At 61.0% G+C, this 18438-nt stretch carries 21 protein-coding genes; 10 read left to right on the top strand and 11 right to left on the bottom strand.

The window, feature by feature from the left end:
* Nucleotides 1–29 precede the first annotated feature (29 nt).
* The 3 genes from hisG to hisS form a co-directional block, all read right to left on the bottom strand.
* On the bottom strand, nucleotides 30–725 hold the full coding sequence (gene hisG, locus HGP14_RS03905) for an ATP phosphoribosyltransferase (RefSeq protein ID WP_168828523.1): 696 nt from the start codon (nucleotides 723–725) through the stop codon (nucleotides 30–32).
* Nucleotides 722–1843, bottom strand: a complete 1122-nt coding sequence (locus HGP14_RS03900; protein WP_168828522.1) for an ATP phosphoribosyltransferase regulatory subunit — start codon at nucleotides 1841–1843, stop codon at nucleotides 722–724. Before HGP14_RS03900 ends, hisG begins: the two co-directional genes overlap by 4 nt.
* A 177-nt stretch (nucleotides 1844–2020) precedes the next feature.
* On the bottom strand, nucleotides 2021–3544 hold the full coding sequence (hisS, locus tag HGP14_RS03895) for a histidine--tRNA ligase (RefSeq protein ID WP_168828521.1): 1524 nt from the start codon (nucleotides 3542–3544) through the stop codon (nucleotides 2021–2023).
* A 137-nt stretch (nucleotides 3545–3681) separates the two neighbouring features.
* Here hisS and HGP14_RS03890 point away from each other — a divergent pair, with 137 nt between their 5' ends.
* From HGP14_RS03890 to HGP14_RS03870, 5 genes are all read left to right on the top strand, one after another.
* On the top strand, nucleotides 3682–4440 hold the full coding sequence (locus tag HGP14_RS03890; protein WP_168828520.1) for a hypothetical protein: 759 nt from the start codon (nucleotides 3682–3684) through the stop codon (nucleotides 4438–4440).
* A gap of 66 nt (nucleotides 4441–4506) precedes the next feature.
* Nucleotides 4507–4785, top strand: coding sequence for a BrnT family toxin (locus HGP14_RS03885; RefSeq protein WP_168828519.1), 279 nt, complete (start codon nucleotides 4507–4509; stop codon nucleotides 4783–4785).
* On the top strand, nucleotides 4748–5059 hold the full coding sequence (locus HGP14_RS03880) for a BrnA antitoxin family protein (protein WP_168828518.1): 312 nt from the start codon (nucleotides 4748–4750) through the stop codon (nucleotides 5057–5059). The genes HGP14_RS03885 and HGP14_RS03880 overlap by 38 nt, the downstream gene beginning before the upstream one ends.
* Nucleotides 5060–5114: 55 nt before the next feature.
* Nucleotides 5115–5471 (top strand): hypothetical protein, encoded by a 357-nt coding sequence (locus HGP14_RS03875; RefSeq protein WP_168828517.1) that lies wholly within the window; start codon nucleotides 5115–5117, stop codon nucleotides 5469–5471.
* Between the two features lie 73 nt (nucleotides 5472–5544).
* The gene (locus HGP14_RS03870) at nucleotides 5545–5919 is read left to right on the top strand and encodes a DUF305 domain-containing protein (protein ID WP_168828516.1); all 375 of its coding nucleotides are present in this window, start codon (nucleotides 5545–5547) and stop codon (nucleotides 5917–5919) included.
* 57 nt (nucleotides 5920–5976) lie between these two features.
* Here HGP14_RS03870 and HGP14_RS03865 read toward each other — a convergent pair whose 3' ends face one another.
* Nucleotides 5977–7026: an aldo/keto reductase gene (locus HGP14_RS03865; protein ID WP_168828515.1), complete on the bottom strand. Its 1050-nt coding sequence runs from the start codon at nucleotides 7024–7026 to the stop codon at nucleotides 5977–5979.
* A gap of 240 nt (nucleotides 7027–7266) precedes the next feature.
* Here HGP14_RS03865 and HGP14_RS03860 point away from each other — a divergent pair, with 240 nt between their 5' ends.
* A complete protein-coding gene (locus tag HGP14_RS03860) occupies nucleotides 7267–7971 on the top strand; it encodes an HAD family hydrolase (RefSeq protein WP_168828514.1) in 705 nt (234 codons plus the stop codon).
* A gap of 1 nt (nucleotide 7972) precedes the next feature.
* Here the strand turns inward: HGP14_RS03860 and HGP14_RS03855 are convergent, their stop codons facing one another.
* Together HGP14_RS03855 and HGP14_RS03850 are read right to left on the bottom strand one after the other, a co-directional pair.
* A complete protein-coding gene (locus HGP14_RS03855; RefSeq protein WP_168828513.1) occupies nucleotides 7973–8476 on the bottom strand; it encodes a hypothetical protein in 504 nt (167 codons plus the stop codon).
* Nucleotides 8473–9102, bottom strand: coding sequence for a DNA-3-methyladenine glycosylase I (locus HGP14_RS03850; protein WP_168828512.1), 630 nt, complete (start codon nucleotides 9100–9102; stop codon nucleotides 8473–8475). The genes HGP14_RS03855 and HGP14_RS03850 overlap by 4 nt, the downstream gene beginning before the upstream one ends.
* A 210-nt stretch (nucleotides 9103–9312) precedes the next feature.
* Here HGP14_RS03850 and HGP14_RS03845 point away from each other — a divergent pair, with 210 nt between their 5' ends.
* The 3 genes from HGP14_RS03845 to HGP14_RS03835 all read left to right on the top strand — a co-directional run bounded on the left by HGP14_RS03845 (nucleotide 9313) and on the right by HGP14_RS03835 (nucleotide 11716).
* Nucleotides 9313–10071, top strand: a complete 759-nt coding sequence (locus HGP14_RS03845; protein WP_168828511.1) for a L,D-transpeptidase — start codon at nucleotides 9313–9315, stop codon at nucleotides 10069–10071.
* Between the two features lie 136 nt (nucleotides 10072–10207).
* Nucleotides 10208–10879, top strand: a complete 672-nt coding sequence (locus HGP14_RS03840) for a L,D-transpeptidase (RefSeq protein WP_168828510.1) — start codon at nucleotides 10208–10210, stop codon at nucleotides 10877–10879.
* A 162-nt stretch (nucleotides 10880–11041) separates the two neighbouring features.
* Entirely contained in the window at nucleotides 11042–11716 is a 675-nt protein-coding gene (locus HGP14_RS03835; protein WP_168828509.1) for an outer membrane protein, read from the top strand.
* A gap of 24 nt (nucleotides 11717–11740) precedes the next feature.
* Here the strand turns inward: HGP14_RS03835 and HGP14_RS03830 are convergent, their stop codons facing one another.
* Genes HGP14_RS03830 through HGP14_RS03815 form a run of 4 tightly spaced genes read right to left on the bottom strand, consistent with a single transcriptional unit; the run spans nucleotide 11741 to nucleotide 16165 of the window.
* Nucleotides 11741–12169: a hypothetical protein gene (locus tag HGP14_RS03830; RefSeq protein ID WP_168828508.1), complete on the bottom strand. Its 429-nt coding sequence runs from the start codon at nucleotides 12167–12169 to the stop codon at nucleotides 11741–11743.
* A 37-nt stretch (nucleotides 12170–12206) separates the two neighbouring features.
* Complete coding sequence (gene glcF, locus HGP14_RS03825) at nucleotides 12207–13517, bottom strand: glycolate oxidase subunit GlcF (protein ID WP_168828507.1); 1311 nt, start codon at nucleotides 13515–13517, stop codon at nucleotides 12207–12209.
* 3 nt (nucleotides 13518–13520) lie between these two features.
* Complete coding sequence (locus HGP14_RS03820; RefSeq protein ID WP_168828506.1) at nucleotides 13521–14729, bottom strand: FAD-binding protein; 1209 nt, start codon at nucleotides 14727–14729, stop codon at nucleotides 13521–13523.
* The gene (locus tag HGP14_RS03815) at nucleotides 14726–16165 is read right to left on the bottom strand and encodes an FAD-linked oxidase C-terminal domain-containing protein (RefSeq protein ID WP_168828505.1); all 1440 of its coding nucleotides are present in this window, start codon (nucleotides 16163–16165) and stop codon (nucleotides 14726–14728) included. The genes HGP14_RS03820 and HGP14_RS03815 overlap by 4 nt, the downstream gene beginning before the upstream one ends.
* A gap of 134 nt (nucleotides 16166–16299) precedes the next feature.
* Here HGP14_RS03815 and HGP14_RS03810 point away from each other — a divergent pair, with 134 nt between their 5' ends.
* Nucleotides 16300–17196, top strand: coding sequence for a LysR family transcriptional regulator (locus HGP14_RS03810; protein WP_168828504.1), 897 nt, complete (start codon nucleotides 16300–16302; stop codon nucleotides 17194–17196).
* Here the strand turns inward: HGP14_RS03810 and HGP14_RS03805 are convergent.
* The gene (locus tag HGP14_RS03805) at nucleotides 17193–18380 is read right to left on the bottom strand and encodes an adenosylhomocysteinase (RefSeq protein WP_168828503.1); all 1188 of its coding nucleotides are present in this window, start codon (nucleotides 18378–18380) and stop codon (nucleotides 17193–17195) included. The genes HGP14_RS03810 and HGP14_RS03805 overlap by 4 nt on opposite strands.
* Nucleotides 18381–18438 lie beyond the last annotated feature (58 nt).

Genomic DNA, 18438 nt, shown 5'->3' with positions numbered 1-18438 from the left:
GGGTTTTTTCGTTTGGTCCTATGATGAAATCAAAGGGCGCTTCGCACCGCTTCCATGATTTTTGCCACCGACTGCTCGTCAGCGTGATTGTCCTTGCGGGCGCGCACGAGGCAGGCCTGCGACCGCAGGATCACGCCGTCGTTCAGCACTCGCAGGTGGTTCGCCCTCAAGGTGGAGCCTGTCGAGGTGATATCGACGATGATGTCGGCCGAGCCGGACGCGGGGGCGCCTTCCGTCGCGCCAAGGCTTTCGACGATACGGTAGAGCTGAATGCCGTGCTGGCTGGAGAAGAATTGCTGCGTCAGCCGCCAGTATTTGGTCGCGATGGTCAAGCGGCGGCCGTGGCGGGCTCGGAAGTCGGCGGCGACGTCTCCGAGATCGGCCATCGTATCGACGTCGAGCCATATTTCCGGAACGGCGACCACCACGTCAGCCTGCCCGAAACCGAGGCGGGCGCAGAATTCCACGCGCTTGTCTGCTTCAGCCAATCCTTCGCGTACGAGATCCTCGCCCGTCACACCGAAATCGATCGAGCCATTGCCGAGTTCACGGGAGATTTCCGAGGCCGACAGGAAGGCGACATCGACGTCGTCCCATCCCTCGACGCGACCGCGATAGGAGCGGTCGTTGCCGACGGCAGTAATCTTCATGCCGGCGCGTTCGAAGATCGCCGAAGCGTCGTCCTTCATGCGGCCCTTGGAGGGCAGTGCGATGGTGATCGTCATGCCGCCGCCCTTTCCGTTTCGATGCGATCGAGCCAGAGCGAGAAGCCAACGGCCGGAATGCGATCCTTGGCGCCGAGCAGCGTCAGAAGCCTGTCGAAGCGCCCACCGCCCACCAGAACGGCGGAAGAGCCTTCGATACCGACCTCGAAGACAAGGCCGGTATAGTAGTCGAGCGGGCGCCCGAAGGCGGCGCGATAGTCAATGGACGACAGATCGATGCCGGAGTTCCCAAGGGCAGCCACACGGCCATCGAAACGCGAAAGGGCGTTGCCGAGCCTCAAACCGGCGGCATCGGCAAAACCGGCGAGCGCGGCAGACGCGTTTATGAGCGGCACCCTGAGGGACAGAAACTCCTCGAGCACGCGGAAGGCCGCGTCGTCGAGGCGCGTTTCCGATAGGATCAGCTTCTCCTTCAGGCGGCGTGCGATCTCGGCCGGCGAGCGGCTTGCATTCGAGGAATAGCCGGTCGCCTGCATCGTCGTGTCGATGTGGGCGATGAGCGCCGCCTCATCTCCGGTCGCGATCAGCCGGGCGATATCGTCGTCAAGGCCGGTCACGAACTGCGGGCTGACGAGGCTCGCAAGCAGCGCCTCAAGCTGCGTCATGTTGCCGAAGGCGTGGATCAACCGCTTCTGCCAGCCGAGCGGCAGGCCGAGCGCCTGAACGACGGCTTCGAAGACCGCCTGATCGCCTAGCGTTACCGAGAAGCGCTTGCCGGGGAGAAGCCGCGTCAGGATGGCGGTCGCATCGCCGATCGCGCGGGCGTCGGCACTGGCGATATTGATGTCGCCGAGATCTTCAATGCCAGCCTGGTAGAATTCGTTGCCGCCCTCGCGGCGCTGGCGGAAGACTTCGCCGAGATAGGAATAGCGCTTCGGCGTGCCGGTGGCGGTTTCGATGTGGCGAATGCAGACGGGAATGGTGAATTCCGGGCGCAGGCAAAGGCTCGCGCCGGTCTCGCTTTCCGTCATGAAGATGCGGCGGCGGAGGTCTTCGCCGGCGATGTCGAGGAAAGGCTCGGCCGGCTGGATGACCGGCGTGTCGATCCGCGTCGTCTTCCGGGCGGCGAATTCGTCCAGAAGGTCGTCAGCGAAATCGGGGAGGTTGATCAGGGGCATGGGATGGCTCCCCAATAAAGTCCCCTCCCCAACCCCTCCCCATAGGGGGGAGGGACTAACTCGCGGCCTTCATCAGGCATGATCACAGACGTCAGCACAAGCTGGAACGTTGCTTTGGGCAAAGCGGTGCGGCGAAAAGCCCCTTCCCCCTGTGGGGAGGGGTTGGGAAGGGGAAAATCACGCATTGGACCCCGCCCTCGCGCGATCTTCCGCCTGCGCCGCCAGAATTTCCTTCACCTTGGCCACGAGATCGGCCTCGGCAACGGTCTCCTGTGCGACGCGGGCTTCGCGCCAGCTCGCATTGTCCTCGATCTCGCCGGAAAGGCGCTTGCCCTCGATCAGATCCTTGATCTGCACGACGCCCTCAGCGCGCTCGTCGCCCCCCTGAATGATCGCGATTGGGCAGCCGCGGCGGTCGGCATATTTTAGCTGGTTGCCGAATTTCTTCCAGTTGCCCTGGAACATCTCGGCGCGGATGCCGGCGGCGCGCAATTCCTGCGTCATGCGCTGATAGCGGCCCATAGCGCCCACATCGCCATCCATGACGGTGACGAGTACCGGCTCGATGACATCCTGCTGGCCGAGCTTGCCGAGGTTTTTCAGCGCCGTCATCAGCCGCGAAACGCCGATCGAGAAGCCCGTTGCCGGAACCGGCTGGCCCATGAAACGCGACACAAGGCCGTCATAGCGCCCGCCGCCGCCGACCGAACCGAAGACGACTTTTTCGCCCTTTTCATTGGTAACATCGAAGAGCAGTTCGGCTTCGTAGACCGGGCCGGTGTAGTATTCCAGACCGCGCACGACCGACGGATCGATCTTGATGCGAGTGCTGTCGTAACCGGCGCTGAGAACGAGGTTGCCGATGAAATTGAGTTCCTCGACACCTTCGGCACCCTTCGAGGTGCCCGCGACGAGGTCTGCAAGCCGAGCGGCGCTCTTCGCGTAATCCTTGACGCCAACGAAGAAGAGAACCTTGTCGATCTGGCTCTGGTCCAGACCGGCACCCTTGGTGAAATCACCGGACTCGTCCTTGCGGCCGGGTCCGAGCAGGAGGGCCACGCCCTCCGGGCCGAACTTGTCGAGCTTGTCGATGGCCCGCAGCACGTTGAGGCGCTGTCCTGCCTTGTCGTCGCCGCCGAGGCCGATTGCCTCCAGAACGCCGTCGAGAACCTTGCGGTTGTTGACCCGGATAACGTAATCGCCGCGCTTGATACCGAGCGCTTCGAGTGTGTCGGCCATCATCATGCACATTTCGGCATCCGCCTGGACGCCCGGCGCGCCGACGGTGTCGGCGTCGAACTGCATGAACTGGCGGAACCGGCCCGGACCGGGCTTTTCGTTGCGGAACACATAGCCGGCCCGATAAGTGCGGTAGGGCAGCTGGATGTCGTTGAAATTCTCCGCGACATGGCGGGCGAGCGGTGCCGTCAAGTCGTAGCGCAGGCTCATCCACTGGTCGTCATCGTCCTGCAGCGAGAAGACGCCTTCGTTCGGGCGGTCGCTGTCGGGCAGGAACTTCCCAAGCGCATCGGTATATTCGAGGAGCGGCGTTTCGACCGGATCGAAACCATAATGCTCATAGACTTCGCGAATCTTCGCGGTCATCTCGTTGACGGCGCGGATATCCGCCGCCGAACGGTCGACGAAGCCGCGCGGCAGGCGAGCCTTGAGCTTTTGTGGTTTCTTCTGCTTGTCGTTCATTTCCAACGCATTCCGCTCAATCGTGACAGTGGCGGTTTCCTAGCGGATTGGGCCGGTAGCGGCAAGGGCGAAGGGGCCTTGAAGCGAACCGCAGAATCAAAGATCGAACAAGCACAGCCCAAATTGCGGAACCGGCCATGATCGTCGAAGCCTTGCTCTATATCGCAACTCTGCCCGTCACGGCCAAGCCGCACCGCAAATTCGTCCGCTATTCGGTCAATCTCTGGTCCCGCGCCAGGCGCTGCAGCGGGCAGTGGGCGGAGCATGAAGAGAAGAGCCAGTCGGCCATGCTTGCGGCGGCCTCCGGCCTGCGGCAGAAGCGGACCGTGGTGGTCCTGGGATCGGGGCTCCTGCGCGACGTACCGATCGAGGCGCTTTCCAAGGCCTTCGACACGGTCGTCCTCATCGATCTCGTGCACCTCACCTCCGTGCGCTTCTGGCTGAAGGCAAAGGGATACCGGAACGTTCGCCTCATCGAGCGCGACCTTTCCGGCTACGATGCGTTGCGGGAAACGGGTTCGGCGGAGCCGCTCGGCTTCCTTCGCGGTGTGCCCTACCTCGATCTCGTCATTTCTGCCAACCTGCTTTCCCAGATCGGCCGCGGCGTCAAGCGTCGCTTCGAGGCCGAACAGGACAGGGCAATGCCCCAGGATACCGTGCAGCGCCTGATTGCCGCGCACATCGAGGGCCTTCAGATCCAGCCCTGCGCCACCTGTCTCGTCACTGACACTTCCTACGCGGTGATCGACCGGAACGGAAAGACGCATGAGGCCGCCGATCTGCTGCAAGACGTCGCGCCGCCGGCTGACAAGACATCGTGGACGTGGCCCGTCGCGCCGCTTGGTGAGGAGAGCCGCGATTACCAGATCATCCACCATGTGATTGCCGCTTGGTAAGATGCATATTATTCTGTTTGCAATCCAGGATTTATTGCATCACTTTTAATATCGGATATCATTGCGGTGAAGATCGTTTGGGATGAGCCGAAGCGCTTAAGGAATCTGACCAAGCATGGTTTGGATTTTCAGGATCTAAATCTGGATTTCTTTGCGGAGGCCCTGATCCTTGAGGCGAGGGAACGGCGCCTCAAAGCAATAGGTTTTACCATAGGCGATATCATCGCAGTCGTCTTCGCCACACTTGGCAAAGAAGGAATCTCGGTCATCTCCATGCGTCCGGCCAGCCGCCAGGAAAGGAGGCTTTATGAACAATTCCAAACGAACGATGCGACCTCTCACTGATGAGGAGGAAGCGAGGATTCAAAAAGGGATAGCCGAGGATCCAGACAATCCCGAGTGGACCGAGGAAGACTTCAAGAACGCGCGGCCCTTTGCCGAAGTCTTCCCGGAGCTTGCCGAAAGCATCCGCCGGGCGCGGGGCAGACCTGCTGTCGAAAAACCGAAGCGGCAGATTTCGCTGCGGCTCGATCCAGACGTCATCGACGCCTTCAAGGCGACCGGCAAAGGCTGGCAGGGACGGATCAACGAGGCGTTGCGAAAAGCAGCGAAGCTTTGAAAGCATTCTTACGAGCGGCCTTGGTTTTTGATGGGCATTCGCCTACCCTCTGCCCATGCGCTTCTTTGCCATCACAACGATGCTTTTCGGCTGGCTGTTTTACAGCGCGATGTCTGCACTGGCGGGTTGCCCCATGTGCGCGTCGATGCAGCAGCCCGTTATGGCCGAGATGCATTACGATATGACGGGCATGGACATGTCTACGCCTGCCAAGACGGGCTCGGCCAAGGACCCCTGCGTAACGGGCGATAACGCGCATATGGCCTTCTGCACAGTCTGCCTGATCGTGCCGCCTGCGCTCATGGTCGACACAAATGCGAAGCATATGTTCGCTTATCCTTTGCCCGGCGTCGGGCAAGCTATCGCCGATCATCGCATTGCCCCACAACCGCCGCCTCCCCGGCTCGTCTGACGCAGTTTCTCTCATCCGATCGTGCGGCATCTGCCGCCTAAGAACCTATTGTCAGACAGAGGAAGGAAGTCCCATGTCTTTGAAAATTCTCGCTTTCACTGCAGCTTTCGCGTTTGCCGTCCCGGTATTTGCCGAGGACATGCAGATGGACATGAGCAAGCCAATGGATATGAGCAAGCCGATGGGCGACCACAGCCCTTCAAGCCATGCCTTTTCCGAAGCGAACGCCAAGATGCACAAGGATATGATGGTCGAGTTGACCGGCAACACCGACGTCGATTTCGTCCGCAGCATGATCCCGCACCATCAGGGTGCGATCGACATGGCGAAGATTGAGTTGCAATACGGCAAGGATCCGGAAATCCGCAAACTCGCCGAAGCAGTCATCAAAGCGCAGGAAGCGGAGATCGCGGAAATGAACACCTGGCTGAAAGCCCACGCGAAGTAAAGCCGTCGGGCAAGGAAACGCCGGTGCCTGACGCACCGGCGTTTCCTTTTCCAGTTCTCAGGCCTTCGGCTCGAAAGGCTGCGGGCGGCGGGCGGCACCCTGGCGGGCAAGCATCCAGCCCGGATATTCCGGCGCCAGCGCGCTGACCTCGTCGAGTTTCTGCAGATCGCCGGCATCGAGCTTCAGCTGGACGGCGGCGAGGTTCTGATCGAGCTGATCTATGCGCTTCGCGCCAATGATGACGCTGGTGACGAACGGCTTTGCGAGAACGTAGGCGAGTGCCACCGTTGCGACGCTGCTGCCGTGCTTTTCGGCAATCTCACGCATAACGGCAACGCAGGCCCAGGCCTTATCCTTGTCCACCGGCGGAAAATCGAAGCTAGCGCGGCGGCCTTCGCCGTTGCCGGGCGCGCCCGGACCGTATTTGCCGGAGAGCAGGCCGCCGGCAAGCGGCGACCAGACCATCAGGCCGAGCTTCTCTTCATTCATCAACGGTACGATGTCGCGTTCGAGATCACGGCCGGCGATGGAGTAATAGGCCTGGACGGTTTCGAAGCGGGCAAAGCCGCGGCGTTCGGAGATGCCGAGCGCCTTGGCGATCCGCCAGGCCTGCCAGTTGGAGACGCCGATATAGCGCACGAGACCGCGGGAGACGAGATCGTCGAAAGCGCGCAGCGTCTCGTCGATCGGCGTCACGGTATCGGTTGCATGGATCTGATAGAGATCGATGTGATCCGTCTGCAGCCGCTTAAGGCTGGCTTCGACGGAATCCATGATATGCCCGCGGGAGGCGCCGCGATCGTTCGGCTTGTCGCCCATGACGCCATAAACCTTGGTGGCGATGACGACATCCTTGCGCGGGACATCGAGGTTTTTCAGCGCCTGGCCGAGCAGCTTTTCGGATTGCCCGAAGGAATAGACATCGGCGGTATCGATGAAGTTGACGCCGGCCTGGAGCGAGCGCTCGACGATCTGGTCGGCCGCCTTCTGGTCGACGTCGGCGATGGCGCCCCAGGTGGTGCCGCTGCCTGCCTCACCGAATGTCATGGTGCCGAGGCAGATTTCCGAGACGAAAAGTCCCGTATTTCCGAGTTGATTGTAACGCATGAAGAAATTCCTTGTGTCGGCCGAAATCGACCGCTTGCGGGCTGCTGAATTCTAATCTTTCAATATTGGCCTGAACGGTCAGGCACAGCCGAAGCTGGCTGCAGGCAGGCAGGGTTTTACGTAATGCCAGGCAGCAGCATTTCAACGTCGCCTGCGACATATTGCGAGGAGAAAGCAGAAGCCCTTGTCTAAACACAGCCTCCCAATAGATTGCTGCTTCACAGGTTGCAGGAGCTTCAGATGAGCACGCACGCGCTGACGACGATCGGCTTCGACGCCGACGATACGCTCTGGCAGAACGAGCAATATTACCGGCTGACTGAGGAGCACTTCACGCAACTGCTCGGCGATTTCGCAGACGGTTCGCAGATTTCGCAGCGGCTGCTGGAAGCTGAAAAGCGCAATCTCAGCCACTACGGCTTCGGTATAAAGGGCTTTACGCTGTCGATGATAGAGACCGCGATCGAGATCACCGAAGGCAAGGTGCCGGCGAGCGTGATCGCAAAAATCCTTGATACCGGCCGCGACCTTCTTTCGCATCCGGTCGAGACCATGCCGCATGTTCGCGAGACGCTGGAATCCCTTGCCGGAAACTATCTGCTGGTATTGATCACCAAAGGCGACCTGTTCGATCAGGAGCGCAAGCTCGCCCAATCCGGTCTTGGCGATTTCTTCGATGCCGTCGAGATCGTCTCGGACAAGACGGCCGTCACCTATCGGCGGATTTTCTCAAAGCTCGGCGACGGTCCGGAACGGGCCATGATGGTCGGCAATTCGCTCAAGTCCGATATCGTGCCGGCGATTGCCGCCGGAAGCTACGGCGTCTTCGTGCCGCATGAGCTGACCTGGGTTCTGGAGCATGTCGACGAGCCGAAGGAGGCACCGCGCTTCCGGAAGATCGCCCATCTCGGCGAACTCGGCGGGCTGCTCGACGGATTGTCCTGAGCTATTCCCCGGAACCGGATTTTGAGGGCGCAGCCGGGAACAGCGACGGACGTTGCGGTTCTTCGGGTTTTGCGGGCTGCGGTTGTCCGGCCGCCTGCGGCTCGATGAGCAGCGTATAGGGCGCTCCCAGACCGCGGCGCGGCGAAGCCTTGGAATAATAGGGCCGCAGAAACCACGTGGTGTTTTCCTTCACGGTCACATCAAGTGCCGTGCCGTCCTCATCCGTGCCGAAAAATGCTTCGTCGTCGGGCTTGGAGAGATCGAAGATCGCAAGAAACGCATACTTGCTCTTTGTCGTAAAGCTGATCCTTACGTGTTGGCCGGCGCGCACCGGCAAGGTGTAGACATCGCTGTTGCCGAACTTGGTCCAGCCCTTGATCTGCATGGTGACCGCCGGAAACTGGAGCTTCTCCAGCTTTTCGCCGGGATCGAGCTGCGGTTCCTGGGCAAATGCCGCCGTCGCGCACAGAAAGAGCGCCGAAGCGATGCCGATCCACGCTCTCATGGGCTCACCAATGCCACGCGCATAGCCTCCACTTCGGGGCGGCGGAAGCAGCCTTCGATATGATCGTTGACGAGACCCATTGCCTGCATGAAGGCATAAACTGTGGTCGGACCGACAAAGGTCCAGCCGCGTTTCTTTAAATCCTTCGATATTCTTACCGAAACGGGTGTCGTGGGGTTGGCGACGACGTGCTGGCGGTCGACAACGGTGGGGCGTTCGTGAAGAGCCGGCTCATAGCTCCAGAAATAGCGCCCAAGCGAGCCGAATTCGCTCCTCAGAGCGATAGCGCGCCTGGCATTGTTGATCGTCGATACGATCTTGCCGCGGTGGCGGATGATACCGGCGTCGGCAAGGCACCGCTCGATATCCCGATCATCAAACAGCGCCACTTTTTCGAAGTCGAAACCCGCGAAGGCAGCCCGGAAATTATCGCGCTTGCGCAGGATCGTCAGCCAGGAGAGGCCGGACTGGAAGCCTTCAAGGCAGATTTTCTCGAAGAGGCGGATGTCGTCGGTGACCGGCCTGCCCCACTCCTCGTCGTGATAGCGCATGTAGTCTGGAAGATTTGCATGCCAGTGGCAGCGGCTCTTGCCGTCCTCGCCGATTATGATTCCCGTTTCGCTCATTCTTCGCCGCCATTTCTTCGTCAGAATCCGGCTTTAGCATTTGCTAACCCTGTTTCCAAACCGAAGAGTAACCCTGACGAAAAGTTTATTCCGCCAGCTGTCCCTTACTGAATCGATTTTTACCATTCGCTGGCGGCGATAATGGCAGCATGTTGGGCAGGCGGAGTGCCGCCCTTACGCATTTTCGGTCATTTGTAGAGAGCCCGCCCGATGATGAAATCCGCATTGATTGCCGCCGGTGTGATCGGCCTACTGGCCTCGCCGGCCCTTGGCGACGACCGCTACGCAAGTCGTCCGCCCATCGTTCTCAGCCCCGACCTCACAGCTCCCTGGGTCAACCAACTCGGCAGCGACAACGTTCGCCCCGTGGTCTATCAGCGCCCCGCCCCGCAATGGCGCGGCTTCATCCCGCGGCTGCCTTTCTTCCGCCGTGCGCCTGCGCCCGAAGCCGCTCCCGCCCCACAGCAAGTTGCAGGAATTCGTCCCGACCTTCCGGTGATCCGCCATCAGATCGAGCCAGAGTATCTGCCGCAGATGGTCGACTACCAGACCGAGGAAAAACCGGGCACGATCGTCATCGATACGAACAACCGCTTTCTCTATCTTGTCATGGCCAACGGCCAGGCCCGGCGTTACGGGGTCGGCGTCGGCAAGCCGGGCTTCGAGTGGGCCGGCGTACACAAGGTTACCCGCAAAACGGAATGGCCGGAGTGGACACCGCCCTCCGAGATGGTTAGCCGCGAAGCTGCGAAGGGCCATTATCTGCCGGCCCGCATGGACGGCGGTCCGGAGAACCCGCTTGGCGCGCGCGCCATGTATCTCGGCTCGACGCTCTACCGAATCCACGGCACCAATGCGCCCTGGACGATCGGCAGTGCCGTTTCTTCCGGCTGCATCCGCCTGCGCAACGAGGATGTTGTCGACCTTTACGAACGCGTCAAAGTCGGTACGCGCGTTATCGTGATGTAACTGCTGGCTTTTACCTCACTTCTGGCAAGAACAGCCGGCACTCAGAATCAAAAATGCTGTGCCGGTGACAACTGATCTTGAATCGGGCTGAAGTTCAGGTAGCTTCGGCCCGATTTTGCTTTTGAGGGGAATCAGTATGTTGAAAGTCGCCTCCGGCCTTGCGGCCGCCGGCATTGCATTTTCTATTGCAATCACGCCTGCCGTTGCTCAACCCGCCCACGATGCTGCACCCGTCGTCCGCGTTCCGAAAACCAAGTTCGTAAAGCCGGAGTTCAAACGCAAGCTCGTGCGGCTCGTAACGAACGAAGAGCCGGGTACGATCATCGTCGATACCAACAACAAGTATCTCTACTACGTCGAGACGAAGAACCGCGCGACGCGCTACGGTATCGGCGTCGGCCGTGATGGCTTCGGCTGGTCAGGCGTCGTCAAGATCGGCCGCAAGGCCGAATGGCCGACCTGGACGCCGCCGGCCGAGATGCGTGTCCGCGAGGCCGCCAAGGGTCACATCATACCCGCCTTCCAGGAAGGTGGCGAAGACAATCCGCTCGGCGCACGCGCCATGTATCTCTATCAGGGCGGCCGCGATACTATTTTCCGTATCCACGGCACCAATCAGCCTTGGACGATCGGCCTGAACATGTCTTCCGGCTGCATCCGCATGATGAACGACGACGTCATTCATCTCTATTCGCGCGCGGCGGTCGGCGCGAAGGTGATCGTCATCGGCCCTGGCGACAAGCAGGGCAACGTCGCCTTCCAAGACAAGGGCATCGACCTGCTGCGCACCATCTTCGGCGACGGCTGATTCTTCGCCATTTGCTTGATGATCAAGGGCGGCTTTGCCGCCCTTTTCATATTGGTGTCAGGTGAGATGGCTATGGCGCAGATGGCGCTATTTCCAATCCTGCAATAAGCCTGTCACGGAAAGCGGGATAGATGTGCGCTGCTGATAATCAGGGAATTTTTCATGCACCGCATATTCAATCCCACTGCGGCGAGCCTTGCCATATTTTCCATTCTGAGCTTTTTGAACGCCGCGCCGGCTTCGGCCGAGGATCTCCAGTTTTCCTTCTATGGCGGATACCAGACGGCGCCCCATAGCGGCGTCGACCTATCTGACGGCACGCATTTTACCGCGGGATGGGAAGGCAAGTCCTTCGCCTCGCCGCCTTATTACGGCGGCCGCATCACCTGGTGGCTGGAGGATTTCAACCATCCGAACCTTGGCTTCTCGATCGACTACACGCACGCCAAGGTCTATGCGGATGACGAGACGCTCCGCACCTCCGGCTGGTCGCATTTCGAATTCACCGATGGCCTCAATCTGCTGACCGCCAACGCGATCTACCGTTTCCAGGATCCCAGCCGCCGCTGGACTCCGTATATCGGTGTCGGCGTCGGCGTGAACATCCCGCATGTCGAGGTGACGCGTCCCTCCGGCAAAACCTTCGGTTATGAATTCGGCGGCGTGGCGCTGCAGGCCCAGGCAGGCGTCGACTTCAGGATCACCGACCGCTGGTCAACCTTCGTCGAATACAAGGGCAACTATTCGCGCGTCGACGTTCCTATCGATAGCGGCGACCGCCTGAAAACGAATGTCATCACCAATGCCGTCAATCTCGGCCTTTCGTTTCACTGGTGATGCGGTGTCCTTCGTTGTTGCGACTCATTTGGAGCCGCAACTGACCTTGCCGCTGACTGCAAATGGCGTTTGACCGCCGGTGATCGTCAATCCGTAGGTGCCCGAAAAGCTCTTTCCAGGCCCTTTGGCGAGAATGACGAGGCTCAGGGCCTGAGTGCCAGCGTCGTCGTCGGTATCGAATATCTCAAGGCGCAAATCGCCATCATCCCACCAGCGGTTCGTGAGCTTGCTGGAATCGAAAACGCGTTTCTTGAAAACGTCAGGAACCGAGCCGTTCTTGATCATCAGCGCGCCGCGGAAATGATTGAGCTTATGTCCGGCTTCGTCCCGAAAGCCGCTTTCGATCGTGAAGCGCGCGCTGCCATCGTCCGCCGAGCAAAAGAACCGGCTGTCGGCATGCGCAGCCCCTGCCGCGCCGAGCAGACCTGCAAGCAGTATCGTTATACGCCGCATATGCCAAACTCCGTCACCGGCCGAAAACCGGCCGGACTTAGGGTAACGGCAAATCTCTTAATTTTTGGGGTACATCGCCGCCATAAGCCCAATCCAGCAGTTCAACCGTATGCAGAATCGGGATCGCTGTACCGGTGCCAATCTGGGTGATGCAGCCGATGTTGCCAGTGGCGATCACATGCGGCTTCGTCGCCTCGATATTCCTGACTTTGCGCGCCTTCAGCGCCGCGGAAATATCCGACTGCATGATGTTGTAGGTCCCGGCGGAGCCGCAACAGAGATGGCCTTCCGCCGGTTCGCGAACGGTGAAGCCCGCCGCCTTCAGAAGCTGCTTGGGCGCCATGGTGATCCTCTGCCCGTGCTGCATGGAGCAGGCCGAATGATAGGCGACCGTGACGCCCCTTGGCATATGTGACGGAAGGTCGAGCGTCGCGAGATACTCGGTGATGTCCTTGGCCAATGCCGATATGCGCGCGGCCTTTTCCGCATAGGCGGAGTCGAGCCGCAGCATATGGCCGTAGTCCTTGATCGTCGTGCCGCAGCCAGAGGCGGTGATGATGATCGCATCCAGACCGCCGTTTTCGATCTCCCTCGTCCAGACGTCGACATTCGCCCGGGCGCTGGCAAGCGCCTGTTCCTCGCGGCCCATGTGGTGCACCAGCGAGCCGCAACAGACCTCACCGGCCGGCGCCACAACCTCGACGCCGAGACGGGTCAAAAGCTTGATCGTCGCCTCGTTGATGGCGGGATCGAGCACCGGCTGTGCGCAGCCCGTGAGGATCGCGACACGACCGCGCTTTTCAGCCTTCGCTGCATGGACTGCCGGACGCGCAAAGGGCGACGGGGCCGGGATCTGCCTTGGCGCAAGCGCCAGCATCGCGGCAAAAGGCTTCAGGGAAGGCACGCGCATCAAGCCCTTGAATGGCCTTCCGATCTTCGCGAGGTTTAGCGCCAGGCGGAAGCGACCGGGATAGGGCAGCACGGCCGCCAGGATGCCGCGCGTCATTCGCTCCATGAAGGGCCGCTTGTAGGTTTTTTCTATATGAACCCGGGCATGATCGACCAGATGCATGTAGTCGACGCCGGACGGACATGTCGTCACGCAAGCGAGGCAGGACAGACACCGGTCGATATGCGTGACCACCTCGGTATCGGCGGCCCGGCCATTCTCCAGCATGTCCTTGATGAGGTAAATGCGGCCGCGCGGACTGTCCAGCTCATTGCCCAGCACGACGTAGGTGGGACAGGTGGCGGTGCAGAAGCCGCAATGCACGCACTTGCGCAGGATCGTCTCGGATTCGGCGACATGCGGATCGGCCAGCTGTTCGGCGGTGAAGTTCGTCTGCATTGATCAGGTTTCCGCCATCTTGCCCGGATTGAGTATACCAGCCGGATCGAATTTTTGCTTTACGCGCGCCGATAGAAGGGCAACGGGCTCGGACTGCGGCTGGAATGCAGAGACTGCAGCACGCGCTTCGGCGCTTGCACGAACCAGCGTGGCATGGCCGCCGCCGCCGAGCGTCTTGATGTATCGGCGGATCAGCTCGGCCTCCGGATCGGCTTCCATCCGCATCCAGATCAGGCCGCCCTGCCAGTCGTAAAACGCGTCAATGCCGGCTTCGAGGCGCAGTGCAGCGACGAGCTGATGACCGAGGCTCGGGGCGACGGAAACCCGCCAGACCGAACGCATTGTTCCATCGGCATAGGGAGCGACATCGCGGATATCTCTCCAAAGGCGGACACTTTCGCCGTGCTCCAAGCGCGTGACAGATCCGAACGCCGCCATGGCCGCAGCAAGCTTGGTTGCCCGGGCATCGACAGAGCCGTGCAGGCCTTCGATGCGCAGACAGGTCGCCTCGCCTTCAGAGAGCGTGCTGTCGAGAAACTTCCAGGAGACGGTCATCGGCAGATGCGCGGCACCCGAGACGTCGACGGGCTGCGCCATCGCCGCAGCCATTGCATTGGCCGCTTCCGCGTCGTTGAGGCCGGAGATGACCACCGTTTCCTCCGCCTTCGGCCGCGGCGGTACGCGAAAGGTGACCTCCGTCAGAAGGCCGAGCGTGCCGTGCGAACCAGCCAGGAGCTTAACGAGATCAAGGCCGGTGACGTTCTTCATCACCCTTCCACCCGCCTTGACGATTTCGCCCTTGCCGTTGACGAACCGAATGCCGAGCAGGCTATCGCGCGCCGCCCCCACAATGAACCGGCGGGGACCGGAAACGTTGGCGGCAAAGACGCCGCCGATGGTCGGCTCGCCGGAAGTGCCCATGACCGGACGGTGATCCATCGGCTCGAACGCCATCATCTGGCCATTCTCCGCCAACGCCGCTTCGACTGCCGAAACCGGCGTTCCGGCGCGCGCCGTCATGACCATTTCGCCGGGGTTGTACGAGACGATCCCGGTCAAACCGACCGAACGCAGCCGGCCCTCCGCTTCCACGGCATTGCCGAAACCGGAGCGGGTGTTGCCGCCGTAGATGGCAAGCGCCCTGCCGCCGGCCGCGTGTTCGCGAATGATCGAGGCCGCCGCCTCTTCGGTCTCCGGCAGAAAATCGATCATGCGGCGCTGCGCCCATCAAGCGGGAAGACCTTGGATGGATTGAGCAGCCAGCCGGGATCGAAGGCGGCGCGCACTGCCATCTGCTGGGCGAGGTCGGCTTCCGAATATTGATGCCGCATCAGATCACGCTTCTCGATGCCAACGCCATGTTCGCCGGTAAGGCAGCCGCCGGCATCGACGCAGAGCTTCAGGATTTCGTTGCCCGCAGCCTCCGCCCGCGCTGCATCTTCCGGATCGTTGGCGTTGAACAGGATCAGCGGATGCATGTTGCCGTCGCCGGCGTGAAAGACGTTTGCAACGCGCAGGCCATAGTGATCGACAATCTCCGAAGTCTTCTTCAGAACATAGGAAAGCTGGCTGAGCGGCACCGTGCCGTCCATGCAGATATAGTCGGCAATTCGCCCCGTGGCGCCGAAGGCGGATTTGCGGCCCTTCCAGATCTGCGCTGCCTCGGTCGCCGACTGGCACTCGCGAACGGTCTTCACGCTATGCCGACGGGCGATCTCGACGATGCTTTTCAAGGTCTCGTCCATCTCGGCTTCGGAGCCTTCGACCTCGACGATCAGCAGCGCGCCGACATCGAGCGGATAACCGGCGTGAGCAAACGCCTCGCATATCTCGATCGCCGGCTTATCCATGAATTCGATCGCGACCGGGATAATGCCTGCCGCGATGATATCGGCGACGCAGGAACCGGCCTCCTCGGAACTTTCGAAGCCGAAAAGCACCGGCCGGGCCCCTTCGGGCTTGGCGATCAGCCGGACTGTCGCCTCGGTGACGATGCCGAGCTGGCCCTCATGGCCGCAGACGAGACCCAACAGGTCGTAGCCCGCCGCGTCCAGCGCCTTGCCGCCGAGTTCAATCACGGTTCCGTCCGTCAGCACCATCTTCACGCCGAGCAAATTGTTGGTCGTGACGCCGTATTTCAGGCAGTGCGCGCCGCCGGAATTCATGCCGATATTGCCGCCGATCGTGCAGGCCAGCTGCGAGCTTGGATCAGGCGCATAGAAAAAACCGTCCGCGGCGACGGCTTCGGAGATGTTGAGGTTCGTGACACCCGCCTGGACGACGGCCGCGCGGTTCGGAAGATCGATTTCCAGAATGCGGTTCATCTTCGAAAGGCCGAGAACAACCGCGTCTTCCTGCGGGATCGCGCCGCCGGAGAGCGAAGTGCCTGCTCCCCGCGGCACCACCGGGATGCCGTAGCGGTGGCAATACTTCATCACAGCCGCGACTTCGGCCGTGCTGCGTGGCAACGCAACAGCAAGGGGAAGACGGCGATAGGCAATGAAAGCGTCGGTCTCGAACGGCACCAGTTCGCGCGCTTCGTGAACCAGACATTCCGGCGGCAGCAGGTCGGCGAGATCGCCGACAATCTGGCTGCGGCGGGCCAAAACATCGGCGCGCGGAGCGAGAAACGAGATGGCGTCAGACATGGCGCGTTTCCTCCCAAAAATGGCGGCGAGACCGGCGCGTCCTCCACGACAGCCGAGCCTACCGGCTTAGCACTTTCCCGAAACCGGCGCAAATGCTAAGCATTTATGCCAAAAGGGGCAAAAGTAAAACCAATATGACCAATCTGGGCGATCTCGAAATATTTGCCAAGGTCGTTTCGGCCGGCAGCATGTCGCTTGCCGGGCGTATGCTGGGTTTTTCCCCGGCAGTCATCTCGAAGCGCATCAAGAGGCTGGAGGACAGGCTCGGCACACGTCTCCTGCAACGCACGACGCGGCAGATTTCCCTGACCGAAGCCGGCCAGGGCTTTTACGATCGCGTCCTTGGCATTCTCGCCGGCTTGGAAGAGGCAGAGCATTACATTTCCGGCAGCTCGGCGCAGATGCACGGCACTCTGAAGGTTTCAGCGCCGACTTCGTTCGGCCGCATGCATATCGCGCCACATCTCAAGGCGTTCATGGACACCCATCCGGAGCTTGCGATCAATCTCATGCTGACGGACGAGCTCAGCGATATTGTCGGCGACGGTTTCGATCTGGCGATCCGCATTGCGGAACTCACCGATTCCAGCCTCGTCGCCAGAAAGCTCGCGAGAGTCCGGCGACTGCTTTGCGCAGCACCTTCCTATGTCGAAGCACATGGAATGCCGAAGAGCATCGACGATCTGAAGAGCCACCGCTGCCTGCCGGCGCACAACAACGATATCTGGCGTCTCGAAGGGCCGGAGGGCGCGATGAGCTTGCGGCCGGAGGGCATGCTCGTGACCAATTCCAGCGAGGTGATTCGCGAGACAGTCATCGCAGGGCTTGGCATCGCGTTGCGCTCCACCTGGGATATCGGCGAAGAACTCAAGACCGGCAAGCTCGTCCAAGTGCTGCCCGCCTATGAAGGCTCGCGTAACCTGGCGCTCTCGGCAGTGTATCCCAGCCGGCAATTCCTGCCCGCCAAGGTGCGCCTCTTCATCGACTATCTGGCTGAGCTCTACGGCCCGGCTCCCTACTGGGAACTTTAGCGCGCAAGCGCGAGATGGGCGCTTGCCACCATCTGGTCGATATCCCTCGGCACCGGCACGACGCAGGCTTCTGGTCCGACGCCGCCTTTGGCGACACGCTCGAGGCAGCGCGCCTGCAAGGCGAAGCCGAGGTCCATCGACTCGACCGAATTGCCGAGCGGCCGCGGACCGGCGAGGTTCGCCATATGGCCTTCTCCGAGGATATGAAGTGAACGGCCGTCCTTCAGATGCAGCGTCTCGATGTAGTCGGCCTCATAACGGTCAATCCGAACGACATCAGGATGCGCGCGGAACGCGGCAACATCGATCTCCAGCGGGAAATGGCCGCCGTTCATGAGGATGGCGCCGTCCTTGATGAGCGGGAGGTCGGCAGCCGTGATGATATTCGGAAAGCCGGTGACCGTGACGAGCACATCGGCTGAGCGGATCGCATCTTCCCTGAGCGGCGTCACGAAACCGTCGAGATGGGCTTCCAGCGTCGTAACGGAATCCAGATCCACGACGCTGACGGTCGAGAAGGCATTGCGGAAGCAGGCGGCGGTGCCCTTGCCGCAGGCGCCGTAGCCGAAAACGGTCACGCGCTTGCCGTTCGTCGAGCGGTTGGTGAAGCGCATGTAGCTCTCGAACAGGCTCTGCCCGACGGCGTGCCTGTTTTCCGCAAATTGCTTGATTGGGCTATCGTTGATGACGAGGATTGGCATGTTCAATTGCTCGCGCATCGGCAGCAGCCGGGTGCGGCCGGATGTCGTTTCCTCGGTGCCGCCCCGCAGGCTCGAGTACGGCCTTTTCGCAGCGATGGCGAAAAGGTCGCCGCCGTTGTCGAGCAGCAGGTCCGGCCTTTCACCGACGACCGCCTCGAGGCTGTCATGATGCGCGACCGGATCGGTGGTCTGCGTGGCGAAGACCTTGATGCCCTGCGAGCGCAGGTATTCCACGGTCGAAGGCTGCGTGCTGTTCAGGTTGCCGGTGCATATGAGGTTCGCGCCGCCGGCACGAAGCGTCATCAGCAATGCCACGGTCTTCGGCTCCAGATGGATACCGGTGCCGATCGACAGACCTTCGAAGGGTCGCGTCTCGGCAAATTCCATCGCGGTCGCCCTAAGCAGGCGGCAGCTGCTGCCGATCCAATCGATGCGGGTTGCCGTCTTTTCCATCGCGCGCTCCTTGCGGTTTTCGTAAGTCATAGCGACGGCGCGGCCGGCAATCCATGGAGATAAATTTGACGATAGGGCAGAAAAACTA

Source organism: Rhizobium sp. P32RR-XVIII (assembly GCF_012641395.1).
Lineage (GTDB): Bacteria > Pseudomonadota > Alphaproteobacteria > Rhizobiales > Rhizobiaceae > Rhizobium.
This window is presented reverse-complemented; position numbering and strand designations above follow the sequence as displayed.